The sequence below is a fragment of the Streptomyces sp. NPDC022552 genome, assembly GCF_055561875.1.
The window spans coordinates 176,734-197,017 of the sequence record NZ_JBVHGJ010000001.1 but is presented as its reverse complement, the minus strand read 5'-3'; the positions used below and the strand labels follow the sequence as shown (position 1 = coordinate 197,017).

Below are 20,284 nucleotides of genomic sequence, written 5' to 3'. Positions count from 1 at the left end.
AGCTTCACACTCCTGTGTTTCCGTGAGGTGACAGCTGCTTCGGGCACGTGGCGCCTGCTGCTTCCGGGAGGCGACGCGCGGGAGCCCCGCCGCGCGGTATGCGCGGCGGGGCTCCGGTACGCCTGGCTCAGCCCGCCTTCGGGGTGAAGGCCTTCGCCGCGTCGGAGACGAAGGGCTCGCGGACCGTCCGCATCCCGCCCGGGACCGACTTGTCCGGCTGCAGGATGACCGACTCCCGCGAGGACGGGGCCTTCGGGTCGCTGAAGTCGTGCGTGCCGAAACCGGCGTCGTACGCGTTCAGGGTCAGCAGCGCCTTGTCGATGCCCTCGCGGCTGAGGTCCTTGGTGTCGCACGCCTTCTTCAGCGCCTCGCCGAAGACACTCGCCGCCGTCCAGCCCGCGACGATGCCGTTGTCGAGGCTGTCGCTCGGGTACGCGGCCTTGTAGTCGGCGACGAGCTTCTTCGCCACCGGGGTGTCCGCGCCGATCGGCAGGCTCGGGGAGGCGAACCAGTACATCTTCTCCAGCGCCGGGCCGGCCTGGGTACCGAGCAGCTGCGGCGCGAAGGCCGAGTTGTTGCCGATGACCGGCACCAGGAGCTTCGTCGCCGCCGCGACGCCGACGAGGGAGGCGGCCTGGCGCGGGCCCGCGCTGATGACGATGCCCTTGACGCCCGCCTGCTTGAGCGCCGCCACCTGTGCCGACATGTCGTTGTCCGTGGGCTTGATCTTCTGCTCGACGACCGTCAGACCCGCCTTCTCGGCCGCGTACTTCGAGCCCGCCAGCGCGTTCTCGCCGTAGTCGCCCTCGAAGTAGACATGGCCGAGCTTGTCGCCAGACTTCAGGCCCTTCTCCTTCACCAGGAAGTCGACGGCGTTGATCGTCTCGACGTCGTACGTGGAGCCTAGGACGCGGATGTACGGGGAGCCGAGCAGCGAGGCCGACCAGGCCTGCGGCAGCACCAGGCCCTTGTCCTGGCCGTCGACGCGCTGCTTGACGGCCGCGACGAACGGGGAGCCGATGAACTGCATGTAGCCGGCGACCTTGGGCTCCAGCTCGGTGTAGGCGGAGAGCGCCTTCTGCGGGTCGTAGCCGTGGTCGCGGACCGTCAGCTCCAGCTGCCGGCCGCAGATTCCGCCGGCCGCGTTGACCTGCTTCACGTACAGCTGCTGCGCCTGCGTGACGCTCTTCCCGAGCGTGGCGTACACACCCGTCATGTCGGTGAGCGCACCGACCGCGATGGTCTTGTCGGTGATGCCCTTGCCGGACTTCACCCCGCCCGCGCCGGTGCCTTTGTCGTCGCCGCTCTTGGCCTTGGAGCTGCAGCCGGCGGCGGTCAGCGCGACGAGGGTGGCGAGTGCGACGGCCATGGTTCTGGTCGCCTGTCGTCGGTGGATCATCGTTCCTCCCCAGAGGAGTGCGAGGGTCGGTCGGTTCGCTTGGGTTTCCGGGTGGCCAGCCGGACCAGGCCTCCGGGCAGGAAGAGCACCACCGCGACGACGGCGGCGCCGTAGAGATAGCGGGCGGCCTCCCCCGGTGCGATCCCGCCCGTCCCGGGGGCGGAGACCAGGGGCAGCGCGTCGCTGTACCGGTTGAGGAGCTGCGGCAGGAGGGAGACGAAGACGCCTCCGACCACCGCGCCGGCGACCGAGCCGAGACCGCCGATGACGATCATGGCCAGGTATTCGAGGGAGAGCAGCATGCCGAAGTACTCCGGCACGGTCCGCTGGAAGACCAGCGCGAGCAGGACACCGGCAAGGCCGGCGTACATGGACGACAGGACGAAGACGGCGGCGCGGTAGCGGGCCACGGGGATGCCCATGACCCCGGCGGCGATCCGGTGGTCCCGGATGGCGTTCATGGCACGGCCGGGGCGGCCGCGGAGGACTCCGCGGGCGAAGAGGGCGCCCGCGAGGAGAAGGACGAGGCCGAGGTACCAGAGCTTCTCCGCGGATCCGAACGGCACCTGGGCGACGAGGAGTTCGGTGTCGTCGAAGGTGAGGCCGAAGAGGCTGAGCGGGGGTACGGCCCGGCCGTTGAAGCCGCCGGTGAGGTCGTGCGCGTTGAAGAGCACGTGCTGGCCGATGAAGATCAGCGCGAGGGTGGCGATTCCGAGGTACGCGCCCGTGAGCCGGCCCGCGATGGGGCTGAACACGCCGCCTGCCAGGCCCGCGAGGGCGACGGCGAGGACGGCGGCGAGCCAGCCCGGCAGGCCGAGCCCGGTGAGCCCGTCCGTCCCGTCACCGGCGAAGGCGCAGTAGCCGTAGGCGCCGACGGCGAGGAAGAAGGCGTGGCCCATGGAGAGCTGGCCGGTGGCGCCGGTCAGCAGATTGATGCCGATGGCGCCGATCGCGGCGGCCATGGCGAAGAGCCCGGCCTGGAGCCAGAAGCGGTCCAGGTAGAAGGGGAAGGCGGCGAGGACGAGGCCGGCGACGGCCCATCCGTAGACCCGGGGGCGGGCGAGCGTGGCGACGCCACGGCGGGGAAGCGCGTCAGACACGGGCCAGCTCCTTCGTGCCGAAGAGTCCGGCCGGACGGATCAGCAGCACCGCGACCATCACCAGATACGGGGCGAGGTCGCCGATTCCCCGGCCGAGGAAGGTCAGATCGCCCTGGTAGCCGGTGGCGAGGGATTCGGTGATGCCGACCAGGAGGCCGCCGACGAGGGCGCCGGTGGTGGAGTCGAGGCCGCCGAGGATGGCGGCGGGGAAGGCCTTCATCGCGGCGAACGAGGTGGTGCGCTCCAGGCCGGGGGTCGGGAAGACGGTGAGGAAGAGCGCCGCGACGGCGGCGAGCCCGCCGGCCACCGCCCAGGCGCCGAGCGACACGCGGCCGAGGCGGATGCCCATGAGGGCGGCGGTCTCCTGGTTCTCGGCGGCGGCGCGCATGGCGACGCCCCAGGAGGTGTAGCGGAAGGCCAGCAGGAACGCGGTGATGAGCAGCGCGGCGGCGAGGAAGGCCGCGATCCTGGTCTGCGCGAGGGTGACCGGGCCGAAGGTGACGACGGCGTCGCCCCAGGGGTCGCCGAGCGACAGGATGTCCGTGCCGATACGGCGGGTCAGCTCGGTGGCGAGCAGGATGTCGACGCCGATGGTCACGATGGCGAGGACGCTGTGGTCGGAGCCGCGGTAGCGGCGCATGACGAGGAACTCCACGGCCGCGCCGACCAGGGCCGCGCCGCCGATGCCGACGAGCAGCGCCGGCCAGAAGCCGATGTCGTCGTGGAGGACGGCCGTGAAGTAGCCGCCGGCGAGCAGCAGGGAGGCGTGGGCGAAGTTGACGACCTCGGTGGCGCGGAAGATCACCACGAAGCCGAGGGCGATGAGGGCGTAGATCGAGCCCAACGAGATTCCGTTGAGCAGGAGTTCGGCGAAGGTGGTCACTCGGCGGTCTCCTCTCCGAGATAGGCGCGGACGACCGCCGGGTCGTTCTGTACGTCGCCGGGGGCGCCGTCGGCGATCCGACGGCCGAAGTCGAGGACGGTGACGGCGTCGGCGAGCCGCATCACCACTCCCATGTCGTGTTCGACGAGGACGATGGAGATCCCGAGACTGTCGCGGACGCCGGCGATGACGGCCGCGGTACGACGGCGCTCGTCGGCGGTCATGCCGGCGACGGGCTCGTCGAGAAGGAGCAGCTGGGGCTCCATGCAGAGGGCGCGGGCCAGTTCGGCAAGCTTCTGCTGCCCGTACGGAAGCGATCCGGCGGGCTGGGCGAGCTGCTTCTCCAGGCCGACGAAGGCGGCGATCTCACGGACGCGGGCGCGGTGGCGGGCGTCCTCGCGGGCGGCGGAGGGCAGCCGGAGCCCGGCGGCGAGGAAGCCGGTCCGGGTCAGCCGGTGGCGGCCGAGCATCAGGCTGTCCTCGACGGTGGCGCGGGGCGGCAGCGCGAGGTTCTGGAAGATGCGGGCGACCCCGAGGTCGGCGATCTTGTGCGGGGGCAGGGCGGTGAGTTCGTGTGCGCCGAAGCGGACGCTGCCGGAGGTCGCCTTGTAGACACCGGAGAGCACGTTGAAGCAGGTCGACTTGCCGGCGCCGTTGGGGCCGATGACGGCGTGGACGGTGCCGGGGCGGACGGTGAAGGAGACGGCGTCGAGGGCGGTGAGCCCGGCGAAGCGGACGGTGACGTCACGGACGTCGAGGGCGGGTACGGACGCGGCGGGGGTACGGTCCGCCCCGGCGCCGGCCTCGGCCGCCTCGCCGGGAGGCGGGAGCTGGTTCATCGGTTCTCTCCACGGGACTGCGTCGTGCGGGCGCCGTCGGGCCGGGCGGTGGTCGTCGTCATCGGCCGCCCTCCCAGCGGGAGAGCACGGGGTGGGCGGTCGTGGCGGTCGCCGCGTCGGCGGCGGCGTCCTCGTCGACGACGCCCAGATAGCGGCGGCGTACCTCGTCGGACGCGGCGAGCTCGTTGGCCGGGCCGGAGAGGGTGACCTCGCCGACCTCCAGGACGTACGCCCGGGACGCGAGCCGCAGCGCGAGCGCCGCGTTCTGTTCGACGAGGAGGACGGCCGTGCCCTGCGCGTTGATCTCGCGGATCGTGTCGGCGATCCGGGCGGCCATGAGCGGGGCGAGGCCGAGCGAGGGCTCGTCCAGGAGCAGCAGCTTCGGCGAGGCCATCAGGGCGCGGCCGACGGCGAGCATCTGCTGTTCGCCGCCGGAGAGCAGACCCGCGCGCTGGTGGGCGCGTTCGGCGAGGACGGGGAAGAGTTCGTGGACCCGTTTCAGGGCCGCCGCCTTCGCGGCGCGGTCGCCGCGCGCGCCGAGTCCCCCCGCCCGCAGGTTGTCCTCGACCGTCATCCGGGCGAACACCTGCCGCCCCTCGGGCACCTGGGAGACCCCGGCGGCGACGACCCGGTCGGGGGCGAGCCCGCCGATCGGGCGGCCGCCGAAGCTCACGGTGCCGGAGGTGACGGCCCCGCCGTGGAACGACAGTGTGCGCGAGACGGCCCGCAGCAGCGTGGACTTTCCCGCTCCGTTGCCGCCGAGGACGGTCACGACGCCGCCCTCCGGCACGGTGAGCGACACCTGCCTCAGAGCGCGTACCGGCCCGTACCCCGCCGACAGGTCCGCGACCTCGAGGGCGAGTGCGGTCCCTCCCATGGTTCCCCTTCCGTGGCCCGTTCAGTGGCGCTCACCCCAGCACCGCGACGGCCGTGCGTCCACGTGCGGCGGCCGAAACGCTGCCGGTGACCAGCGGGCGCCGGGGTGGGTTGTGCACGCGCACAACACCGCGTGTCAGGGGCCTGTCGGGAGGGGGTCGGGGGTGGCATCCTCCGGGCATGGGACGGCGCAGACCGCGGACCGGTGACGACTGGAAGCTGCTTGCCGAGGCGTGTACGGCACTTCTGGAGCGGCTGCCGGAGCTGGTGGACGAGCATCTGAGGGATCTGCACGAGTACGAGCCGGCGTACGGCCGGATCGTGCCGTACGACACGCACTGGCAGGAGGCCCACGAGGCGATGCGGATCGGGATCGAGATGATCTCGGCGCCCCGTGACTCGCCACGCCGGGATCTGGAGCACGCGGACGAGATGGGGCGCCGGCGGGCCGAGCAGGGGATGCCGCTGGAGCTGGTCGTGCACGCGTACCGGCACGCCGGGCATCTGGTGTGGGACGCGCTGATCGAGGAGGCCTCGGCGTTCCCGCCGCGCCTCGCCGCGCTGACGCAGTCGGCGACGATCGTGTGGTCGGCGGTGGACGCGCAGGCGGACACGGCGTCGGAGGCGTACCGGTCGACGGAGCTGGAGCTGCGGCGCCGCACGGACGAGCAGCTTCAGGCGCTCCTCGACGCGCTGCTCCAGGGGCAGCGCTCGCCGGAGGTGACCTCGCAGGCCGCGGCGGGTCTGGACCTGCCGGAGCACGGGCGGTACGCGGTGGTGGTGCTGCGGCACGACCGCCGGGAGGTGCCGGAGCCGTTCCACCGACGGGTGCAGGGGGCCGGGGTGCGGTTCCTGTGGCGGATGGGCGCGGACTGCGAGATCGGGGTGGTGTCGCTGGCGGAGGGCACGGGTCTGGACGCGCTGTCGGAGCTGCTCCAGGGGCGGTGCCCGGGTCCGGGCGGAATCAGCCCGGTGGTGACCGGTCTCGCGGAGCTGGGCCGGGCGCGGCGGCTCGCGGAGCTGGCGCTGCGGACGAGTCCGCCGGACTCCCGGCAGATCGTCCGCCTTGACCGCCGGATGGCGGGCGCGCTGGTGGTCGGGCAGCCGGAACTGGCCGGTCTCCTGGTGGCGGACGTCCTGGGCGGCCTGCTGGAGCTGGATCCGGCGGACCGGGCGGTCCTGCTGGAGACGCTCGACGTCTGGCTGGACTGCGAGGGCTCGGCGGGGCGGGCGGCTTCGCGTCTGTACTGCCACCGCAACACGGTCTTCAACCGGCTGCGCCGCCTTGAGCAGCTGACGTCCCGGTCCCTGTCGCGGCCGCGGGACCTGACGGAGATGACGCTGGCCCTGGACGCGTTCCGCCTGACGGCGGCGGGGTGAGGGCTGCCGGGACGGCTCCCCCGGGGCGGGACCGCTCCCCCACCCTGCCGGAGGCGGGTGGGGGGCAGCACGGGGTTGCATCCCGCCCCTGGGAGCGGCGGCTGCGCGCCGTGCGCTACGCCAGGAAGTCCCTCGCGATGTTGGCCGCCACCTGTTCCAGGAGCGGGCCCGCGTTGGCCATGGACTTGGACGGTTCCGGTTCGAGGTCGGTCAGCGGGTAGGCGCGGCGGATGCCTGCCCTGCCGAGGGCCTCGGGCGGGAGGGCCAGGCGGCCGCAGACGGCCACGACCTCCTTGCCCGCCGCTCGCGCCGCCGCCGCGACGCCCGCCGGAGCCTTGCCGTGCAGGGTCTGCTCGTCGAGCGAGCCCTCACCCGTGATGACGAGCGTGGCCCGCTCCAGCGCCGGGGCGAAGCCCAGGACGTCGAGCATCAGCTCGATGCCGGGACGGAAGCTCGCGTCCAGACCGACGAGCGCCCCGTATCCGATGCCGCCCGCGCCGCCCGCGCCGGGCGCGACCGCGCACTCGGACGCCTTGGGACCGATCGCCTTCTCCAGGACGGTCACGAAGTGCGCGAGCGCCGCGTCCAGCGTCTCGACGTCCTCCGGCGTCGCGCCCTTCTGCGGGCCGTACACGGCCGGGGCGCCCTTCGGCCCGGTGAGCGGGTTGTCGACGTCGCTGGCGAGGATCAGCTCGACCGAGGCGAACCGCGGGTCGAGGCCCGACAGGTCGGCGGAGGCGAGCGAGGCCAGAGCGGCTCCGCCCGGTCCGACCGGCTCGCCCTCGCCGTCCAGGAAGACCGCCCCGAGCGCAGCCAGCATCCCCGCGCCGCCGTCTGTCGTCGCGCTCCCGCCGACGCCGAAGACGATCGTGGTCGCGCCCGCGTCCAGCGCCGCACGCAGCAGCTCGCCCGAGCCGTACGTCGTCGAGGTCAGCGGCGCGAACACACCGGCCGGAAGCAGCTGGAGGCCCGAGGCCTCCGCCATCTCCACGACCGCCGTGGTGCCGCGCAGCGCGAACGCCGCCGTCACCGGCTCGCCGAGCGGCCCGGCCACCCGTACCTCACGGCGTTCGAAACCGGCCGCCACCGCGGCCGCGACCGTACCGTCGCCGCCGTCCGCAACCGGCAGGGTCTCCACTTCCAGCTCCGGGACGACCCGTCGCAGACCTGCTGTGACCCGCTCCGCGACCTGTACGGCCGTGAGCGAGCCCTTGAACTTGTCGGCCGCGACGAGTACGCGTGCGACCTCAGTTACTGCTCCGTCCGTCACCTTGCATCCCTTGCTTTCGAACGTGCAGTCGCGCCGAGCCGACCCTATCCGCACCCCCCGACACCGTGCCACCCCCGGATAGGACGATATTTCGCAGCAAAGGGGTGCCTTCCGAGCGCCCGGACGCGTCGGCGCGCGCCGGGACGGTGGATTCGGTACACCGGACGTATGGCGCTCACGCACGGCGAACTCGCCGACCGCATCCTCGGCGGCTGGACGGGACGGATCGCCGGGAACATGCTCGGCAAGCCCGTCGAGCGGGGCGACCACTGGACGCCCGAGCACATCGACCGGTACCTGCGCCTGACGGACGCGCTCCCGCTCACCGACTACCTGCCCCCGCCGCCCGCCGATGTCGCCGGGTTCGAGCTCCGGCCCGAGTGGCCGCAGTGCGTGCGCGGGCGGATCGACGGAAGCTGCCGGGACGACGACGTCGACTACTCCGTCCTGGGCCTGCACCTCCTGGAGACCCACGGTTTCGCGTTCACGACCGAGCAGGTGGGCGAGCTCTGGCTGCTGCGGCTGCCGTACCTGCAGACGTTCACCGCCGAGCGGACCGCCTACCGCAACCTCGCCAACGGTCTGAAGCCGCCGCTGACCGCGACGTACGACAACCCGCACCAGGAGTGGATCGGTGCGCTGATCCGGGCGGACGTCTACGGCTGGACCTCCCCCGGCGACCCGCGCCGCGCCGCCTCGCTGGCCCGCCGGGACGCGGTGCTGTCGCACACGGGGAACGGCGTGTACGGCGCGATGTGGGCGGCCGCGCTGGTCGCCGCCGCGTTCACGGCACCGGACATGCGCACCGCGCTGGAGACGGCGCTGGAGCGGATCCCGGCGAGCAGCCGCCTCGCCCGCACGGTGCGGCACACGATCGCGCTGTACGAGTCGGGCGTGGCGTGGTCGGACGCGCTGGGCGAGCTCGCGGAGCGGACGAGCGGGCTCGGCTGGATCCACACGATCCCCAACGCGGCGGTCCTGACGGCCGGACTGCTGTACGGCGGCGGGGACTTCACCACCACGATCGCGCTGACGGTCCGCGGCGGCCTGGACACCGACTCGAACGGGGCGACGGCGGGCTCGGTGGCCGGGGTGCTGTGCGGGGCGGCGGCGATCCCGCCGCAGTGGTCGGAGCCGCTGCGGGACCGGGTGCGCAGCGCCGTGTTCGGCTTCGACGGGGTGCGGATCAGCGAGTTGGCGGAGCGGACGCTCCGGCTGGCTACGCTGACGGGATGACGACGACCGACTACGCCACGTACATCGCCGGCCTGCCGCGTGTCCTCGCCGGTGCCGCCGCGCTCTACCGGGACGCGGCGGGCCGCGTCCTGATCGTCGAGCCGAACTACCGCGAGGGCTGGGTGCTGCCCGGCGGCACGATCGAGTCCGACACGGGCGAGACGCCCCGTCAGGCGGCGCGCCGCGAGACGGCGGAGGAGATCGGCCTCGACCTGAAGCCGGGGGCGCTGCTCGCGGTCGACTGGGTGCACGGCGAGGCGCGGCCGCCGCTCGTCGCGTACGTGTACGACGGCGGGGTGCTGTCCGACGAGCAGTTCGCGGCGATCCGCCTCCAGGACGAGGAGCTGCTCTCCTGGAAGCTGATCGACCCCTCCGAGGTGACCGCCCATCTCCTGGGAACCCTGGGCCTACGCGTCCTCGCGGCCCTCGACGCCCTCGGCTCGGGCCGTGGCCCGGCGGAGCTGGAGAACGGCCGCCCCGCGGTCGGGTGACGTGTTCTCCGGCTCCACCGGACGGCCGAGGCGCGCGAGCAGGTCGGCCAGGTCCGGCGGCCAGAGAGCCTCCTCTGCCGCCGCCAGCTCCTCGGGGCTCCACCACCGCCCGAACTGGATCCTGTCCTCCGCGTGCGCGGCCGCCAGGTCCCCGGCGGGCGCGCGGCGCGGCCCGTACGCGACGTAGATGTGTTCGTGCTGGCGCACGGGGACTCCGGCGCGGGTGAAGTCGTGTTCCCAGGTGCAGAGCAGCGCGCCGGGCTCGATCCCCTCCCAACCCGTCTCCTCCCGCAGTTCGCGTACGGCTCCGGCGCGCGGGCTCTCCCCGGGTTCGAGGCCGCCGCCGGGCATGGCCCAGTGCACGCCGACTTCCTCGTTGTCGTAGCGGAAGAGGAAGACGGCGCCGTCGGGGTCGAGTACGGCGACACGGGCGGCGCGTCGTGGAGTGCGTCGTGGCGTGCTCATCGGCTCAGCCCTGCGGGGGTTCGGTCGTGAGCGGGTTGCCGCCGCGGGGTGGGGCCTCCGCCTCGCGCGTGGCCACGCGGGCCTCCGTGCGGTGTCCGCGGGCTATGTAGTCGCGGACGACCACCTCGACCGCGTCCTGCGGGTTGTTGACGCCCGCGAGGACCATGACTTCCACGACGAGTTCGGCGTCGAGTTCGATGTTCACCTTGGCCATGGCGCGAAACTAGCACCCGCCGAAATCGGCTCGCGGTGGGTTCATCGGGCTGCCTACGCTGGTCGTATGACTCTCGTGGCGATTCTCACCGGGGCCGGCGTGTCCACCGACTCCGGGATTCCGGACTACCGCGGCCCGCAGGGCCTCTGGCGGCAGGACCCGGAGGCGGAGAAGCTCGTGACGTACGACTTCTACATGGCCGACCCCGAGATCCGCCGCAGGTCCTGGCGGATGCGGTGGGACAGCCCCGCGCTCAAGGCCCGGCCCAACGCGGCCCACCGGGCCGTCGCCGAGCTGGAGAAGGCGCCCGGGTTCGCCGTCCGTGTCCTCACGCAGAACGTGGACGGGCTGCATCAGCTCGCCGGCATGCCGGACCGCAAGGTGGTCGAACTCCACGGCACCGCACGGTCGGTGGTGTGCACCGCGTGCCATGCCCGGACCACCATGGCCGAGGCACTGGCCCGCGTGGAGGCGGGCGAAGAGGATCCGCCGTGTCTGGAGTGCGGCGGGATCCTGAAGTCGGCGACCGTGATGTTCGGGCAGCGGCTCGATCCGGTGGTGCTCGGCGAGGCGATGTCGATCGCCAAGGCGGCGGAGGTGTTCATCGCCGTCGGGACGAGCCTGCAGGTCCAGCCGGCCGCCTCGCTCGCCGGGATCGCCGCCGAGCACGGGGCCCGACTGATCATCGTGAACGCCGAGCCCACGCCGTACGACGCGCTCGCCGACGAAGTGGTGCGCGAGCCGATCGGCACCTCCCTGCCCGCGCTCCTGGAAGGTCTCCGCTGAAGAACCCGGCCTGAAGCCTCCGCCGGCTCTCCCGGACTAGGAGAGCGCGTCCGGTTCTCCCGGCTAGAAGAGCGCGTCCGGTTCCGCGCCCGACTCGAAGGCCAGCAGCCGCCGTTTGCGGCCGAGCCCGCCGCCGTATCCGGTCAGCGAACCGCCCGCCCCGACGACGCGGTGGCACGGTACGACGATGCTGACCGGGTTCTTGCCGTTGGCGAGGCCCACGGCGCGGGAGGCGCCCGGGTTCCCGAGGGCCTCCGCCAGTTCGCCGTACGTGCGCGTCTCGCCGTACGGAATGCCGCGGAGCTGCTCCCAGACGCGGAGCTGGAACGGGGTGCCGATCAGCTTCAACGGCAGGTCGAACTCGGTCAGTTCACCGGCGAAGTAGGCGTCGAGCTGGCGGATCGCCTCCCCGAAGGGGCGCGGGTCCGGCTCTCCGAAGGTCTCCTCGCCGGGGCGATGGCGCTGCTCGGTCATGTGGATGCGGCTCAGCTCGCCGTCGACCGCGACCAGGGTCAGCGGGTCGTACGGGCTGTCGATGACGGTGTGCCGGACGTCGGTCATGGCGGGACGGCTTCCTTATGCGGGGAGGTGGTTGATCGGATGGCTGTCGGTGGCCCAGAGGTACTGGACGGCGTACGCGCGCCAGGGCCGCCATCGCGCGGCGCGGGCGGTCAGCGCGGCGGGCGTGGAGGGCAGGCCGAGGCCCGCGGCGGCGCGGCGGACGCCGAGGTCGCCGGGGAGGAAGGCGTCGGGGTCGCCGAGCGCCCGCATCGCGATGACCTCCGTGGTCCAGGGGCCGAAGCCGGGCAGGGCGAGGAGCCGGGCGCGGGCCTCGTCCCAGTCGGTGGCCGGGCCGAGGCTCAGTGAGCCGTCGGCGAGTGCCTGGACGAGCGTGAGCAGGGTGGTGCGGCGGCTGCGGGGCAGCGCGAGGGACTCGGGGTCGAGGGCGGCGAGCGCCTCGGGGGCCGGGAAGAGATGGGTGAGTCCGCCCTCGGGATCCTCCACGGGCACGCCGTGCGCGGTGACGAGGCGGGCGGCGTGCGTGCGGGCGGCGGCCGTGGAGACCTGCTGGCCCAGCACGGCCCGTACGGCGAACTCGGCCGCGTCGACGGTCCTGGGCACGCGCCGCCCGGGCGCCCGCTCCACCAACGGCGCGAGCAGCGGGTCCGTGCACAGCTGCTCGTCGACGGCGACGGGATCGGCGTCGAGGTCGAGCATCCAGCGGCAGCGGCTGATGGCGAGGGTCAGATCGCGGGGGTCGGTGAGGGAGAGCCGGCAGGCGATGTGGTCCGGCCGGGGAGTGAGAGCCACGATGCCGTGTCCGTGCGGAAGGGCGAGGGTCCGGCGGTAGGCGCCGTCCCGCCACTCCTCCACCCCGGGGACGGCGGTCGCGGCGAGATGGCCGAAGAGGTTCGAGGGGTTGAGCGGGGAGCGGTACGGCAGCCTGAGCGCGATCACGCCCGGGGTGCGCGGGGCGTCGGCGACGACGCGCGAGCGCGCGGCCCTGGCGCGCAGCTCCCCGGGGGCGAGCGCGAAGACCTCGCGGACGGTGTCGTTGAACGTACGGATCGAGGAGAAGCCGGCCGCGAAGGCGATCTCGGCCATCGGCATCGGCGTCGTCTCGATGAGCAGCCGCGCGGTCTGGGCGCGCTGGGCGCGGGCCAGGGCGAGCGGCCCCGCGCCGAGTTCGGCGAGCAGCTGGCGTTCGATCTGGCGGGTGGAGTAGCCGAGCCGGGCTGCGAGGCCCGGGACGCCTTCGCGGTCCACGATCCCGTCCTGGATCAGCCGCATGGCCCGGGCGACGGCGTCGGCGCGGACGTTCCACTCGGGGGAGCCGGGGCTCGTGTCGGGACGACAGCGCTTGCAGGCCCGGAATCCGGCGCGCTGGCAGGAGGCGGCACTCGGATGGAAGACCATGTTCTCGGCCTTGGGCGGCACGACCGGGCAGCTGGGACGGCAGTAGATCCGGGTGGTGAGGACGGCGGTGAAGAACACGCCGTCGAAGCGGGCGTCCTTCGAGCGGACGGCCCGTACGCAGCGCTCGGTGTCGGTGTGCATGCCTCCATGGTCGGGGACCGGAGGGGGCGTGCGCTGGCGAGAAAACGACATGGACCTTCCGGGAGCGGGCCGTGCCCGGCCCCCGGCGACTCGCCCCGCCTCGATATCCCGCCGACACTGGAGCAGCATGGAAGAAGCGGATTCCCGACGCCGCCGGCGGGCCGAGGAACCGAGGAAGTGGACGGGTGAGTGAAGAATCCCTGACGCCAGCAGCTCCGACGACAGTCGAATCACCGAGAAGCACCCCATGAGCGGACGGCTTGGCCACCAGCCCAAGGGGCTGGGGCTGCGCAGCGTCGCCGGGCAGGTGTTCGCCCTCCAGGCGGTCATCGTGGTGCTGCTCGTCACCGTGGGCGCGCTGGCCCTGATCTTCCAGGCCCGCTACGACACCGAGCGTGACGCCCGGAACCGCTCGCTCGCCGCCGCGGAGGCCTTCGCACACGCCCCGGGTCTGGTGGAGTCCCTGCGCGCGCCCGATCCGACCGCCCTGCTCCAGACGCGGGCCGAGAGCGCCCGGCAGGCCTCGGGGCTCGACTTCATCGCCGTCATGACGCCCGACGGCATCCGCTACACGGACTCCCGGCCCGAGCTGATCGGGCAGCGGTCCACCGGTGACTTCGCGCGCGCCCGAGAGGGCGAGTCGTTCACGGAGATCTTCCACGGGGAGCCGTCGGACGCCGTCCGGGCCATCGTTCCGGTGCGCACGGAGGACGGCGACATCGTCGGCCTGGTCAGTACCGGCATCGAGATCGAGAACGTCGGCAACGTGGTCGAGGACCAGGTGCCGCTGCTGCTCGGCACGGCCGCGGGCGCCCTGGTGCTCGCGGTGGGCGGCGCGGCGTTGGTGAGCCGGCGGCTGCGGCGGCAGACCCACGGCCTGGGCCCGGTCGAGATGACCCGGATCAACGAGCACCACGAGGCCGTGCTGCACGCCGTGCGCGAGGGGGTGCTCATCATCGACGCGGACCTGCGGCTGCTGCTCGCCAACGACGAGGCCCGGCGGCTGCTCGACCTGGCCCCCGACGCCGAGCAGCGGCACGTCAACGAGCTGGGCCTCGATCCCCGCACCGCCGCGCTGCTCTCCTCCGGACGGGTCGTCAACGACGAGGTGCATCTCGCGGGCGACCGGCTGCTCGCCGTCAACGTGCGTCCCACGGCGCCGTATCGCGGCCGGCCCACCGGCACCGTGATGACGCTGCGTGACTCGACCGAACTCGCCACGGTCTCGGGGCGGGCAGAGGTGGCCAGGGGACGGCTGCAGCTGCTGTACGAGGCGGGGGTGCGGATCGGTACCACCCTGGACGTCGTGCGGACGGCGGAGGAGCTGTCGGAGGTCGCCGTTCCGCGTTTCGCCGACTTCGTCACGGTGGAGCTGCTTGAGCCGGTGCTCCGGGGCGAGGAGCCGTCGGGCGCGTTCACCGAGATGCGTAGGACGGCGCTGACGGGTGTCCGCGCCGAGCATCCGTTCCAGCCTGTGGGCGACCTGGTCCGGTGTGTCGTGCCGACCACACCGATGGCGATGGCCCTGGACAGCGGTCACGCGGTCCTCGTGGAGGACCTGCACACGGCCGACGGCTGGCGGGCCCAGGACCCCGAGGGTGCGGCCCAGGCCCTCGCGTACGGGCTGCATTCGCTCGTCGCCGTGCCGGTGCTGGCCCGGGGTGTGGTCCTCGGGATGGCGAACTTCTGGCGGGCCGGGACGCAGGAGGCGTTCGGGGAGGAGGATCTGACCTTCGCCGAGGAACTGACGGCGCGCGCCGCGGTCTCCATCGACAACGCCCGCCGGTTCACCCGTGAGCACGAGATGGCGGTGACGCTCCAGCGCAGCCTGCTGCCGCGGATCCTGCCGGACCTGTCCGCGGTGGATGTCGCGTACCGGTATCTGCCCGCCAAGGCGGGGGTGGGCGGGGACTGGTTCGACGTGATCCCGCTGCCGGGCGCGCGGGTGGCGCTGGTCGTCGGCGATGTCGTCGGGCACGGGCTGCACGCGGCGGCGACGATGGGGCGGCTGCGTACGGCGGTCCACAACTTCTCCACCCTGGATCTGCCGCCGGACGAGCTGCTGGGCCACCTGGACGAGCTGATCGACCGCATCGACCGGATCGACCGCGGATCGGACGGCGAGCCGGCGGGCGGCTCGGCCTCGGATCGTGGTTCCGGAACCGGCTCCGGCTCCGGCTCCGAGGCGAAGGCCGGTACGGAAGCCGGCGGTCCGGCGGAGGACCCCTCGGCGGCCGGCGGTTCGGCGGCGGGTGGTTCGACGGAGGGCGACGAGGGACGCGAGCGGATCACCGGCGCCACCTGTCTGTACGTCATCTACGACCCCGCCGACGGCCGATGCATCATGGCCCGGGCCGGTCACCCGGGGCCCGCGCTCGTCCACCAGGACGGCCGGGTGGAATTCCCGGAGATGCCCTCCGGGCTGCCGCTGGGGGTGGGCGGGATGCCGTTCGAGACCACGGAGCTGTACCTGCCGGAGGGCAGCCGTCTGGTGCTCTTCACGGACGGTCTTCTGGTCGACCGCGACCGGGACTTCGACACCGGTCTCGGACTGCTGGGCGAGGCTCTGGCCACCGCCGGCCGCAGTCCCCAGCAGGCCTGCACGGACGTCCTGGCGGCGCTGCTCGTGCCCGCCCCGGACGACGACATCGCGCTGCTCGTCGCGGACACCCGCCGGCTGGAGGCCTCGCGGATCGCGGAGTGGGACGTGCCCGCCGATCCGGCGCACGTCTCCCGGGTGCGCAACGCCGGTGCGGAACAGCTCGCGTCGTGGGGCCTGGACGGCATCGCGTTCACGGCCGAGCTCATCCTGAGCGAGCTGATCACCAACGCGATCCGGTACGGCGCCGAGCCCATCCGGGTCCGGCTGTTGCGCGACCGCCGGCTGATCTGCGAGATCTTCGACGGCAGCAGTACGGCTCCGCACCTGCGCTACGCGGCGACCACCGACGAGGGTGGCCGCGGTCTGTTCCTCGTGGCCCAGTTCGCCGAGCGCTGGGGTACGCGCTACACCGAGCGGGGCAAGGTCATCTGGGCCGAACTGCCGCTGACCACAAAGGAATCGGAGCTGTCGGCGATGGTGGCGCCGGACCTGGACGCGCTGGAGGACCTCGCCTGGTGAGTGGTCACAGGGAGGTGCGGGCGAGCAGGACGGCCACGTCGTCCCCCGGGGCGCAGGGCAACAGCTGCTCGAGGATGTCGTCGCACAGCTGGCTGAGCGGCCGTTCGAGGTGGAGCAGCACCTCGGCGAGCCGGTCCATGCCCTCGTCGAGGTCGCGGTCCCGGGACTCGATGAGGCCGTCGGTGTACAGCACCAGCAGGCTGCCGGGCGGCAGCAGGAGCTCCTCGGTCCCGAAGTTCTGTCCGCCGGTGCCGAGCGGGGTGCCGGGCGGCCCCTCCAGGAAGGTGATCGCCCCGTCGGCCGTGGCCACGGCGGGTGGTGGGTGACCGGCTCGGGCGATGACGACGCGACCGGTGGCCGGGTCGTGGACGGCGTAGACGCAGGTCGCCATCTCGTCCTCCCCCACGTCGGCGACGACGTCGTCGAGCGAGCGGAGCAGCTCCGCGGGCGGCACGCCGTGCCGGGCGAGGGTCCGCACCGCCGTACGCAGCTGGCCCATGACGGCGGCCGCGTGGATGCCGTGGCCCATGACGTCGCCGATGACGAGCGCCGTGCGCCCCTCGGGCAGTGCGATGACGTCGAACCAGTCGCCGCCGACGTCGTGGTCGCTCGCCGGGAGATAGCGGCCGGTGAGCTCCAGGCCGTCGACCGTGGGCAGGGCGTTGTTGGTGAGACTCCGCTGGAGGGTGAGGGCGGCCTCCCGCTGCGTGGTGTACATGCGGGCGTTGTCGATGTTCAGCGCCGCGCGGGCGACGAGTTCGTCGATGAGGACGAAGTCCTGCTCGTCGAAGGGTTCGCGCTCGCGGAGCCGGGTCACGGTGACGGCGCCGAGCACCTTGCCGCGGGCGACGAGCGGCACGAGGCGCGCGGATCCGGTGCTGGCCTCGAAGTAGGCGCGCAGGGGTGCGGTGCGGGGGTCGGGGAAGAGCGCGGGGAGGTCGGAGTGGTAGAGGTTCAGCGGTTGGGCGTCGGTGATGACCTGCTCGTACACGGTGCCGAGCGGGATCTGGAAGGTCTGGCCCGGGGTGAGCAGCGCGGTGGGGGCGGTGGGGTCGGGGAAGACGGCCGCGAGCCGGCGCAGCAGGCCATGGGTGGCGGCCGCCTCGTCGGGTTCGAGGACTGATTCGAGCAGCTGTACGTCGGCCGAGTCGGCGAGCTGCGGCACGAGGACCTGGACGATCTCCTCGGCGGTCTGGAGCAGGTCGAGGGTGCTGCCGATCCGGGTTCCCGCCTCGGCGAGGAGGGCGAAGCGGCGCCTGGCCCGCTCGGCCTCGACGAGGGCACGCTGCCCCTCGGTGATGTCGATCAGGGACGCGATCAGGCCGAGTCGCCGGCCGGAGCCGTCGAGGAGCGGGGCGTACGAGCAGGACCAGGTCCGGTCGTGGTCGGGGTCCGCGGGGGTCCGGCCGGTGCGGCGTACGTCGACGAAGGCCCGGCCGCTCTCCAGGACCTCCCGCATGGTGGCTTCGAGGGCGGCGGCGTTGACCCCGGGCACGACCTCGGTGAGCCGCCTGCCGACGTGTTCGGCGGCCGGGACCCCGTTCATCCGCGCCAGGGCGTCGTTGACGCGGATGAAGCGCAGGTCGGTGCCGAGGGTGCCGAGGCCGATCGGGGACTGGGTGAAGAGGCTCTGGAGCGCGGCCAGCGAGTCCCGCATGCGCAGGACCTCGGAGGTCTCGACCGCGATGAGCATGGCGCCCGGCCGCCCGCCGGGGTCGGCGGCGGGGACGATCCACATCTCCATGGTCACTTCGTGACCGTCGCGGTGCCGTACCGGCAGGGTGCCCACGACGGTCTCGCCCGCCTGGACGCGCCGGGTCAGCTGTCCGGCGAGTTCCTGGTTGGCGTCGGGGACCAGGATGGGTGTCGCGACCCGCCCGAGCACGTCCTCCGGGCGGTATCCGAGCAGGTCCTGGGCGGCGAGCGACCACTCGACGACCCGCCCGCCGGAGTCCTCCCGCCACAGGGCGATCGGGAGGAGCTCACGCAGGACACCGGCGTAACCGATGGCCGCCGGTGGTCGCTCCGGCGTCTCACTCGGCGACTGAGTAGTGTCCAACGATCCGACCTAACCCCGGGGGGTGTCTTCCTACCCGATCACCCTAGCCGAGCCCTCGACGCGGGGCGCTGCGGTACGGCTCCGGACGGTGGGTGCGCGCGGTGTGGCCAGGGGGTTCCGCCCTTGGCGACCCGCCGGTAACTTGGCGCCGCCCACTCCCCCACCGCCTGGCAGGTACGAGATGCAGAGCTTGTTACGTATGGTCCGCGGCGCCCTCCTGGCGGGCGCCCTGCTGGCGCCGGCCCTGCCGGCTTCCGCCACGGCGCAGCCCGGTCCGCTCCCCGGGGCCCGGGCCGCGGCCGCCGCCCCCGACTGGACCCCGCCGCTGTCCACCCGTGGACGGCACATCGTCGACGCCGAGGGCGACCGCTTCCGGCTGCGCTCCGCCAACTGGGACGGCGCCCAGGGCTCCTGGAACGGCTCGGGAGACATCGCGGATCCGGCCAACCACCACGCCGGGCAGAACGCCCACGGCATCCCGATCGGCCTGGACCGCACCCCGCTGCCGACCCTCCTCGCCGACTTCCGCGCCCTGGGTCTGAACAGCATCCGGCTCCCCTTCTCCAACGAGATGCTGCGCGCCACGGCTCCCGTGCCGGACAGCGCGGTGGCGGCCAATCCGGCCCTGCGCGGCAAGACCCCGCTCCAGGTCTTCGACGCCGTCGTGGCCGCTCTCACCGCTGACGGTTTCGCCGTCGTCCTCAACAATCACACCGTGACGACCCGCTGGTGCTGCGCCGTGGACGGCAACGAACGCTGGAACAGCAGCGGGCAGTCCACGGCCCGGTGGGCCGACGACTGGGTCTTCATGGCGAAGCGCTACCGCGCCAACCCGCGCGTGGTCGGCGCCGACCTGTACAACGAGGTCCGCCGCGACATCTGGGACGACCCCAACTGGGGGCTCGGCGACAACCACGACTGGCACGCCGCCGCGCAGGAGGCGGGCGACCGCATCCTGGCCGAGGCCAACCCGGACCTGCTGATCGTCGTCGAGGGCATCAACTGGCAGGGCATCCCGGTGGACGGCTTCCCGCACGGCCGCCCCACCCTCACCCCGGTCCGCACCGTCTCGCACACCCTGGTGGTGTCGAACAAGCTCGTCTACTCGGCTCACTTCTACGGCTACACCGGCCCGCACCACAGCGGCGCCACGGGCATCGGCGAGACCAGCGACCTCCGCTACCAGGACTTCACCCGCGAGCAGCTCCGCCAGGTCGTCCACGACCAGGCGCTGTACGTCTCCGCCGAGACCGGCCGGCACTTCACCGCCCCGGTCTGGGTCAGCGAGTTCGGCATCGGTGCCGACGAGACGAACAGCCGCCCGCGCGACTGGTTCCGCAACCTGACCGAGCTGTTCACCGACGCCGACGTGGACTACGCCTACTGGCCGCTGGTCGGCTGGAGCGGCGGCAGCGGCGGGGACAGCTGGGCGCTGCTGCGGTACGACTCCGAGGGCCGGCGGACCGGTGTCCTGGACGCGGGCGACTGGCGCACCCCGCTGTGGACCGGTCTGACCGAAGCGCCCGGCCGCACCGGAGCCGTACCCGTCACACCCGCCTGGTACCAGCTGACGACCGACCACCGCGACCACAACGCCTCGCTGCGTGTGCGGGCGGGCGGGGACTGGGACAGCGGTGCCCGCAAGGCCGTGTGCCCGGACGGCTCCCGGCTGGCCGGGCTCAGCCACACCGGGGGCCGCGGGCTCTGCGCGAGCTCGGCGCTGCGGGCCGGCTCCGGCGGCCACACGGCCGTCCGCGACGAGTCGCACGTCCCGGCGGGCGGCGACTGGGCCACCGGCTACACCAAGTTCCAGTGTCCGGCGGGCCAGTTCATGATCGGCTACAGCGTGCGCGGCGAGCGGGTCTCCGCCGCCCTGTGCGCTCCGGCCCGTACGGCGCTCCCGGCCGGGGGCGCGCGGACGGTGTGGTTCGACCGGGGTGACAACCGCCCGGCGGGCTCACCCGGTGGGGAGTACGCGAGCGGCCACTACAAGGGCCAGTGCCTGCCCACCGAGTACGCGGCCGGAATCGCCTTCACCACCCGGTTCGGCTCCCGGCCCTCCCCGGCCGCCGTGCTGTGCCGCCCGGCGCCCCCGGAGGCGTAGGGC

The 20,284-nt window shown here is 73.1% G+C and carries 17 protein-coding genes; 6 read left to right on the top strand and 11 right to left on the bottom strand.

The features are described 5' to 3' along the window. Positions 1–127: 127 nt before the first annotated feature. The 5 genes from ACZ3OF_RS00970 to ACZ3OF_RS00950 are packed head-to-tail and all read right to left on the bottom strand — an operon-like array spanning position 128 to position 5,098. Positions 128–1,399, bottom strand: a complete 1,272-nt coding sequence (locus ACZ3OF_RS00970) for an ABC transporter substrate-binding protein (RefSeq protein ID WP_467301921.1) — start codon at positions 1,397–1,399, stop codon at positions 128–130. Further along, positions 1,396–2,499 carry a branched-chain amino acid ABC transporter permease gene (locus ACZ3OF_RS00965; RefSeq protein ID WP_361667041.1) on the bottom strand — a complete coding sequence of 368 codons (1,104 nt, stop codon included), beginning with the start codon at positions 2,497–2,499 and terminating at the stop codon, positions 1,396–1,398. Before ACZ3OF_RS00965 ends, ACZ3OF_RS00970 begins: the two co-directional genes overlap by 4 nt. Then, positions 2,492–3,382, bottom strand: a complete 891-nt coding sequence (locus ACZ3OF_RS00960) for a branched-chain amino acid ABC transporter permease (RefSeq protein ID WP_361667043.1) — start codon at positions 3,380–3,382, stop codon at positions 2,492–2,494. The genes ACZ3OF_RS00965 and ACZ3OF_RS00960 overlap by 8 nt, the downstream gene beginning before the upstream one ends. Next, positions 3,379–4,221: an ABC transporter ATP-binding protein gene (locus ACZ3OF_RS00955; protein ID WP_467301918.1), complete on the bottom strand. Its 843-nt coding sequence runs from the start codon at positions 4,219–4,221 to the stop codon at positions 3,379–3,381. Before ACZ3OF_RS00955 ends, ACZ3OF_RS00960 begins: the two co-directional genes overlap by 4 nt. A gap of 58 nt (positions 4,222–4,279) precedes the next feature. After that, complete coding sequence (locus ACZ3OF_RS00950) at positions 4,280–5,098, bottom strand: ABC transporter ATP-binding protein (protein WP_361667045.1); 819 nt, start codon at positions 5,096–5,098, stop codon at positions 4,280–4,282. 179 nt (positions 5,099–5,277) lie between these two features. Here ACZ3OF_RS00950 and ACZ3OF_RS00945 point away from each other — a divergent pair, with 179 nt between their 5' ends. After that, a complete protein-coding gene (locus ACZ3OF_RS00945) occupies positions 5,278–6,477 on the top strand; it encodes a PucR family transcriptional regulator (protein WP_361667047.1) in 1,200 nt (399 codons plus the stop codon). A 115-nt stretch (positions 6,478–6,592) separates the two neighbouring features. Here ACZ3OF_RS00945 and ACZ3OF_RS00940 read toward each other — a convergent pair whose 3' ends face one another. After that, complete coding sequence (locus ACZ3OF_RS00940) at positions 6,593–7,747, bottom strand: glycerate kinase (protein WP_361667049.1); 1,155 nt, start codon at positions 7,745–7,747, stop codon at positions 6,593–6,595. 168 nt (positions 7,748–7,915) lie between these two features. Here ACZ3OF_RS00940 and ACZ3OF_RS00935 point away from each other — a divergent pair, with 168 nt between their 5' ends. Further along, positions 7,916–8,983 carry an ADP-ribosylglycohydrolase family protein gene (locus tag ACZ3OF_RS00935; RefSeq protein ID WP_361667051.1) on the top strand — a complete coding sequence of 356 codons (1,068 nt, stop codon included), beginning with the start codon at positions 7,916–7,918 and terminating at the stop codon, positions 8,981–8,983. Next, entirely contained in the window at positions 8,980–9,474 is a 495-nt protein-coding gene (locus ACZ3OF_RS00930) for an NUDIX domain-containing protein (RefSeq protein ID WP_467301915.1), read from the top strand. Before ACZ3OF_RS00935 ends, ACZ3OF_RS00930 begins: the two co-directional genes overlap by 4 nt. On the opposite strand, the gene ACZ3OF_RS00925 is transcribed toward ACZ3OF_RS00930, so the two are convergent. Continuing rightward, positions 9,391–9,939 (bottom strand): NUDIX hydrolase, encoded by a 549-nt coding sequence (locus ACZ3OF_RS00925; protein WP_467301913.1) that lies wholly within the window; start codon positions 9,937–9,939, stop codon positions 9,391–9,393. The genes ACZ3OF_RS00930 and ACZ3OF_RS00925 overlap by 84 nt on opposite strands. A gap of 4 nt (positions 9,940–9,943) precedes the next feature. Further along, a complete protein-coding gene (locus ACZ3OF_RS00920; protein ID WP_361443094.1) occupies positions 9,944–10,153 on the bottom strand; it encodes a type II toxin-antitoxin system VapB family antitoxin in 210 nt (69 codons plus the stop codon). Between the two features lie 66 nt (positions 10,154–10,219). Between ACZ3OF_RS00920 and ACZ3OF_RS00915 the strand changes: the two genes are divergently transcribed. Next, the gene (locus tag ACZ3OF_RS00915) at positions 10,220–10,939 is read left to right on the top strand and encodes an SIR2 family NAD-dependent protein deacylase (RefSeq protein WP_467301910.1); all 720 of its coding nucleotides are present in this window, start codon (positions 10,220–10,222) and stop codon (positions 10,937–10,939) included. Between the two features lie 63 nt (positions 10,940–11,002). On the opposite strand, the gene ACZ3OF_RS00910 is transcribed toward ACZ3OF_RS00915, so the two are convergent. Beyond that, positions 11,003–11,500, bottom strand: a complete 498-nt coding sequence (locus tag ACZ3OF_RS00910; protein WP_361667056.1) for a methylated-DNA--[protein]-cysteine S-methyltransferase — start codon at positions 11,498–11,500, stop codon at positions 11,003–11,005. A gap of 15 nt (positions 11,501–11,515) precedes the next feature. Next, positions 11,516–12,997, bottom strand: coding sequence for an AlkA N-terminal domain-containing protein (locus ACZ3OF_RS00905; RefSeq protein ID WP_361667057.1), 1,482 nt, complete (start codon positions 12,995–12,997; stop codon positions 11,516–11,518). Positions 12,998–13,244: 247 nt separating this feature from the next. Here ACZ3OF_RS00905 and ACZ3OF_RS00900 point away from each other — a divergent pair, with 247 nt between their 5' ends. Next, positions 13,245–16,118: a SpoIIE family protein phosphatase gene (locus ACZ3OF_RS00900; RefSeq protein ID WP_467301906.1), complete on the top strand. Its 2,874-nt coding sequence runs from the start codon at positions 13,245–13,247 to the stop codon at positions 16,116–16,118. Between the two features lie 4 nt (positions 16,119–16,122). Here the strand turns inward: ACZ3OF_RS00900 and ACZ3OF_RS00895 are convergent, their stop codons facing one another. Next, positions 16,123–18,177 carry a SpoIIE family protein phosphatase gene (locus ACZ3OF_RS00895; RefSeq protein ID WP_361667060.1) on the bottom strand — a complete coding sequence of 685 codons (2,055 nt, stop codon included), beginning with the start codon at positions 18,175–18,177 and terminating at the stop codon, positions 16,123–16,125. A 199-nt stretch (positions 18,178–18,376) separates the two neighbouring features. Between ACZ3OF_RS00895 and ACZ3OF_RS00890 the strand changes: the two genes are divergently transcribed. After that, on the top strand, positions 18,377–20,281 hold the full coding sequence (locus tag ACZ3OF_RS00890) for a cellulase family glycosylhydrolase (protein ID WP_467301904.1): 1,905 nt from the start codon (positions 18,377–18,379) through the stop codon (positions 20,279–20,281). Positions 20,282–20,284 lie beyond the last annotated feature (3 nt).

What these genes read in the sequence shown, in the direction of transcription:
- ACZ3OF_RS00970 (WP_467301921.1), bottom strand. Translation starts at nt 1,399, where the DNA reads ATGATCCACCGACGACAGGCGACCAGAACCATGGCCGTCGCACTCGCC.
- ACZ3OF_RS00955 (WP_467301918.1), bottom strand. Translation starts at nt 4,221, where the DNA reads ATGAACCAGCTCCCGCCTCCCGGCGAGGCGGCCGAGGCCGGCGCCGGG.
- ACZ3OF_RS00950 (WP_361667045.1), bottom strand. Translation starts at nt 5,098, where the DNA reads ATGGGAGGGACCGCACTCGCCCTCGAGGTCGCGGACCTGTCGGCGGGG.
- ACZ3OF_RS00945 (WP_361667047.1), top strand. Translation starts at nt 5,278, where the DNA reads ATGGGACGGCGCAGACCGCGGACCGGTGACGACTGGAAGCTGCTTGCC.
- ACZ3OF_RS00935 (WP_361667051.1), top strand. Translation starts at nt 7,916, where the DNA reads ATGGCGCTCACGCACGGCGAACTCGCCGACCGCATCCTCGGCGGCTGG.
- ACZ3OF_RS00930 (WP_467301915.1), top strand. Translation starts at nt 8,980, where the DNA reads ATGACGACGACCGACTACGCCACGTACATCGCCGGCCTGCCGCGTGTC.
- ACZ3OF_RS00925 (WP_467301913.1), bottom strand. Translation starts at nt 9,939, where the DNA reads ATGAGCACGCCACGACGCACTCCACGACGCGCCGCCCGTGTCGCCGTA.
- ACZ3OF_RS00920 (WP_361443094.1), bottom strand. Translation starts at nt 10,153, where the DNA reads ATGGCCAAGGTGAACATCGAACTCGACGCCGAACTCGTCGTGGAAGTC.
- ACZ3OF_RS00915 (WP_467301910.1), top strand. Translation starts at nt 10,220, where the DNA reads ATGACTCTCGTGGCGATTCTCACCGGGGCCGGCGTGTCCACCGACTCC.
- ACZ3OF_RS00910 (WP_361667056.1), bottom strand. Translation starts at nt 11,500, where the DNA reads ATGACCGACGTCCGGCACACCGTCATCGACAGCCCGTACGACCCGCTG.
- ACZ3OF_RS00905 (WP_361667057.1), bottom strand. Translation starts at nt 12,997, where the DNA reads ATGCACACCGACACCGAGCGCTGCGTACGGGCCGTCCGCTCGAAGGAC.
- ACZ3OF_RS00900 (WP_467301906.1), top strand. Translation starts at nt 13,245, where the DNA reads ATGAGCGGACGGCTTGGCCACCAGCCCAAGGGGCTGGGGCTGCGCAGC.
- ACZ3OF_RS00890 (WP_467301904.1), top strand. Translation starts at nt 18,377, where the DNA reads ATGGTCCGCGGCGCCCTCCTGGCGGGCGCCCTGCTGGCGCCGGCCCTG.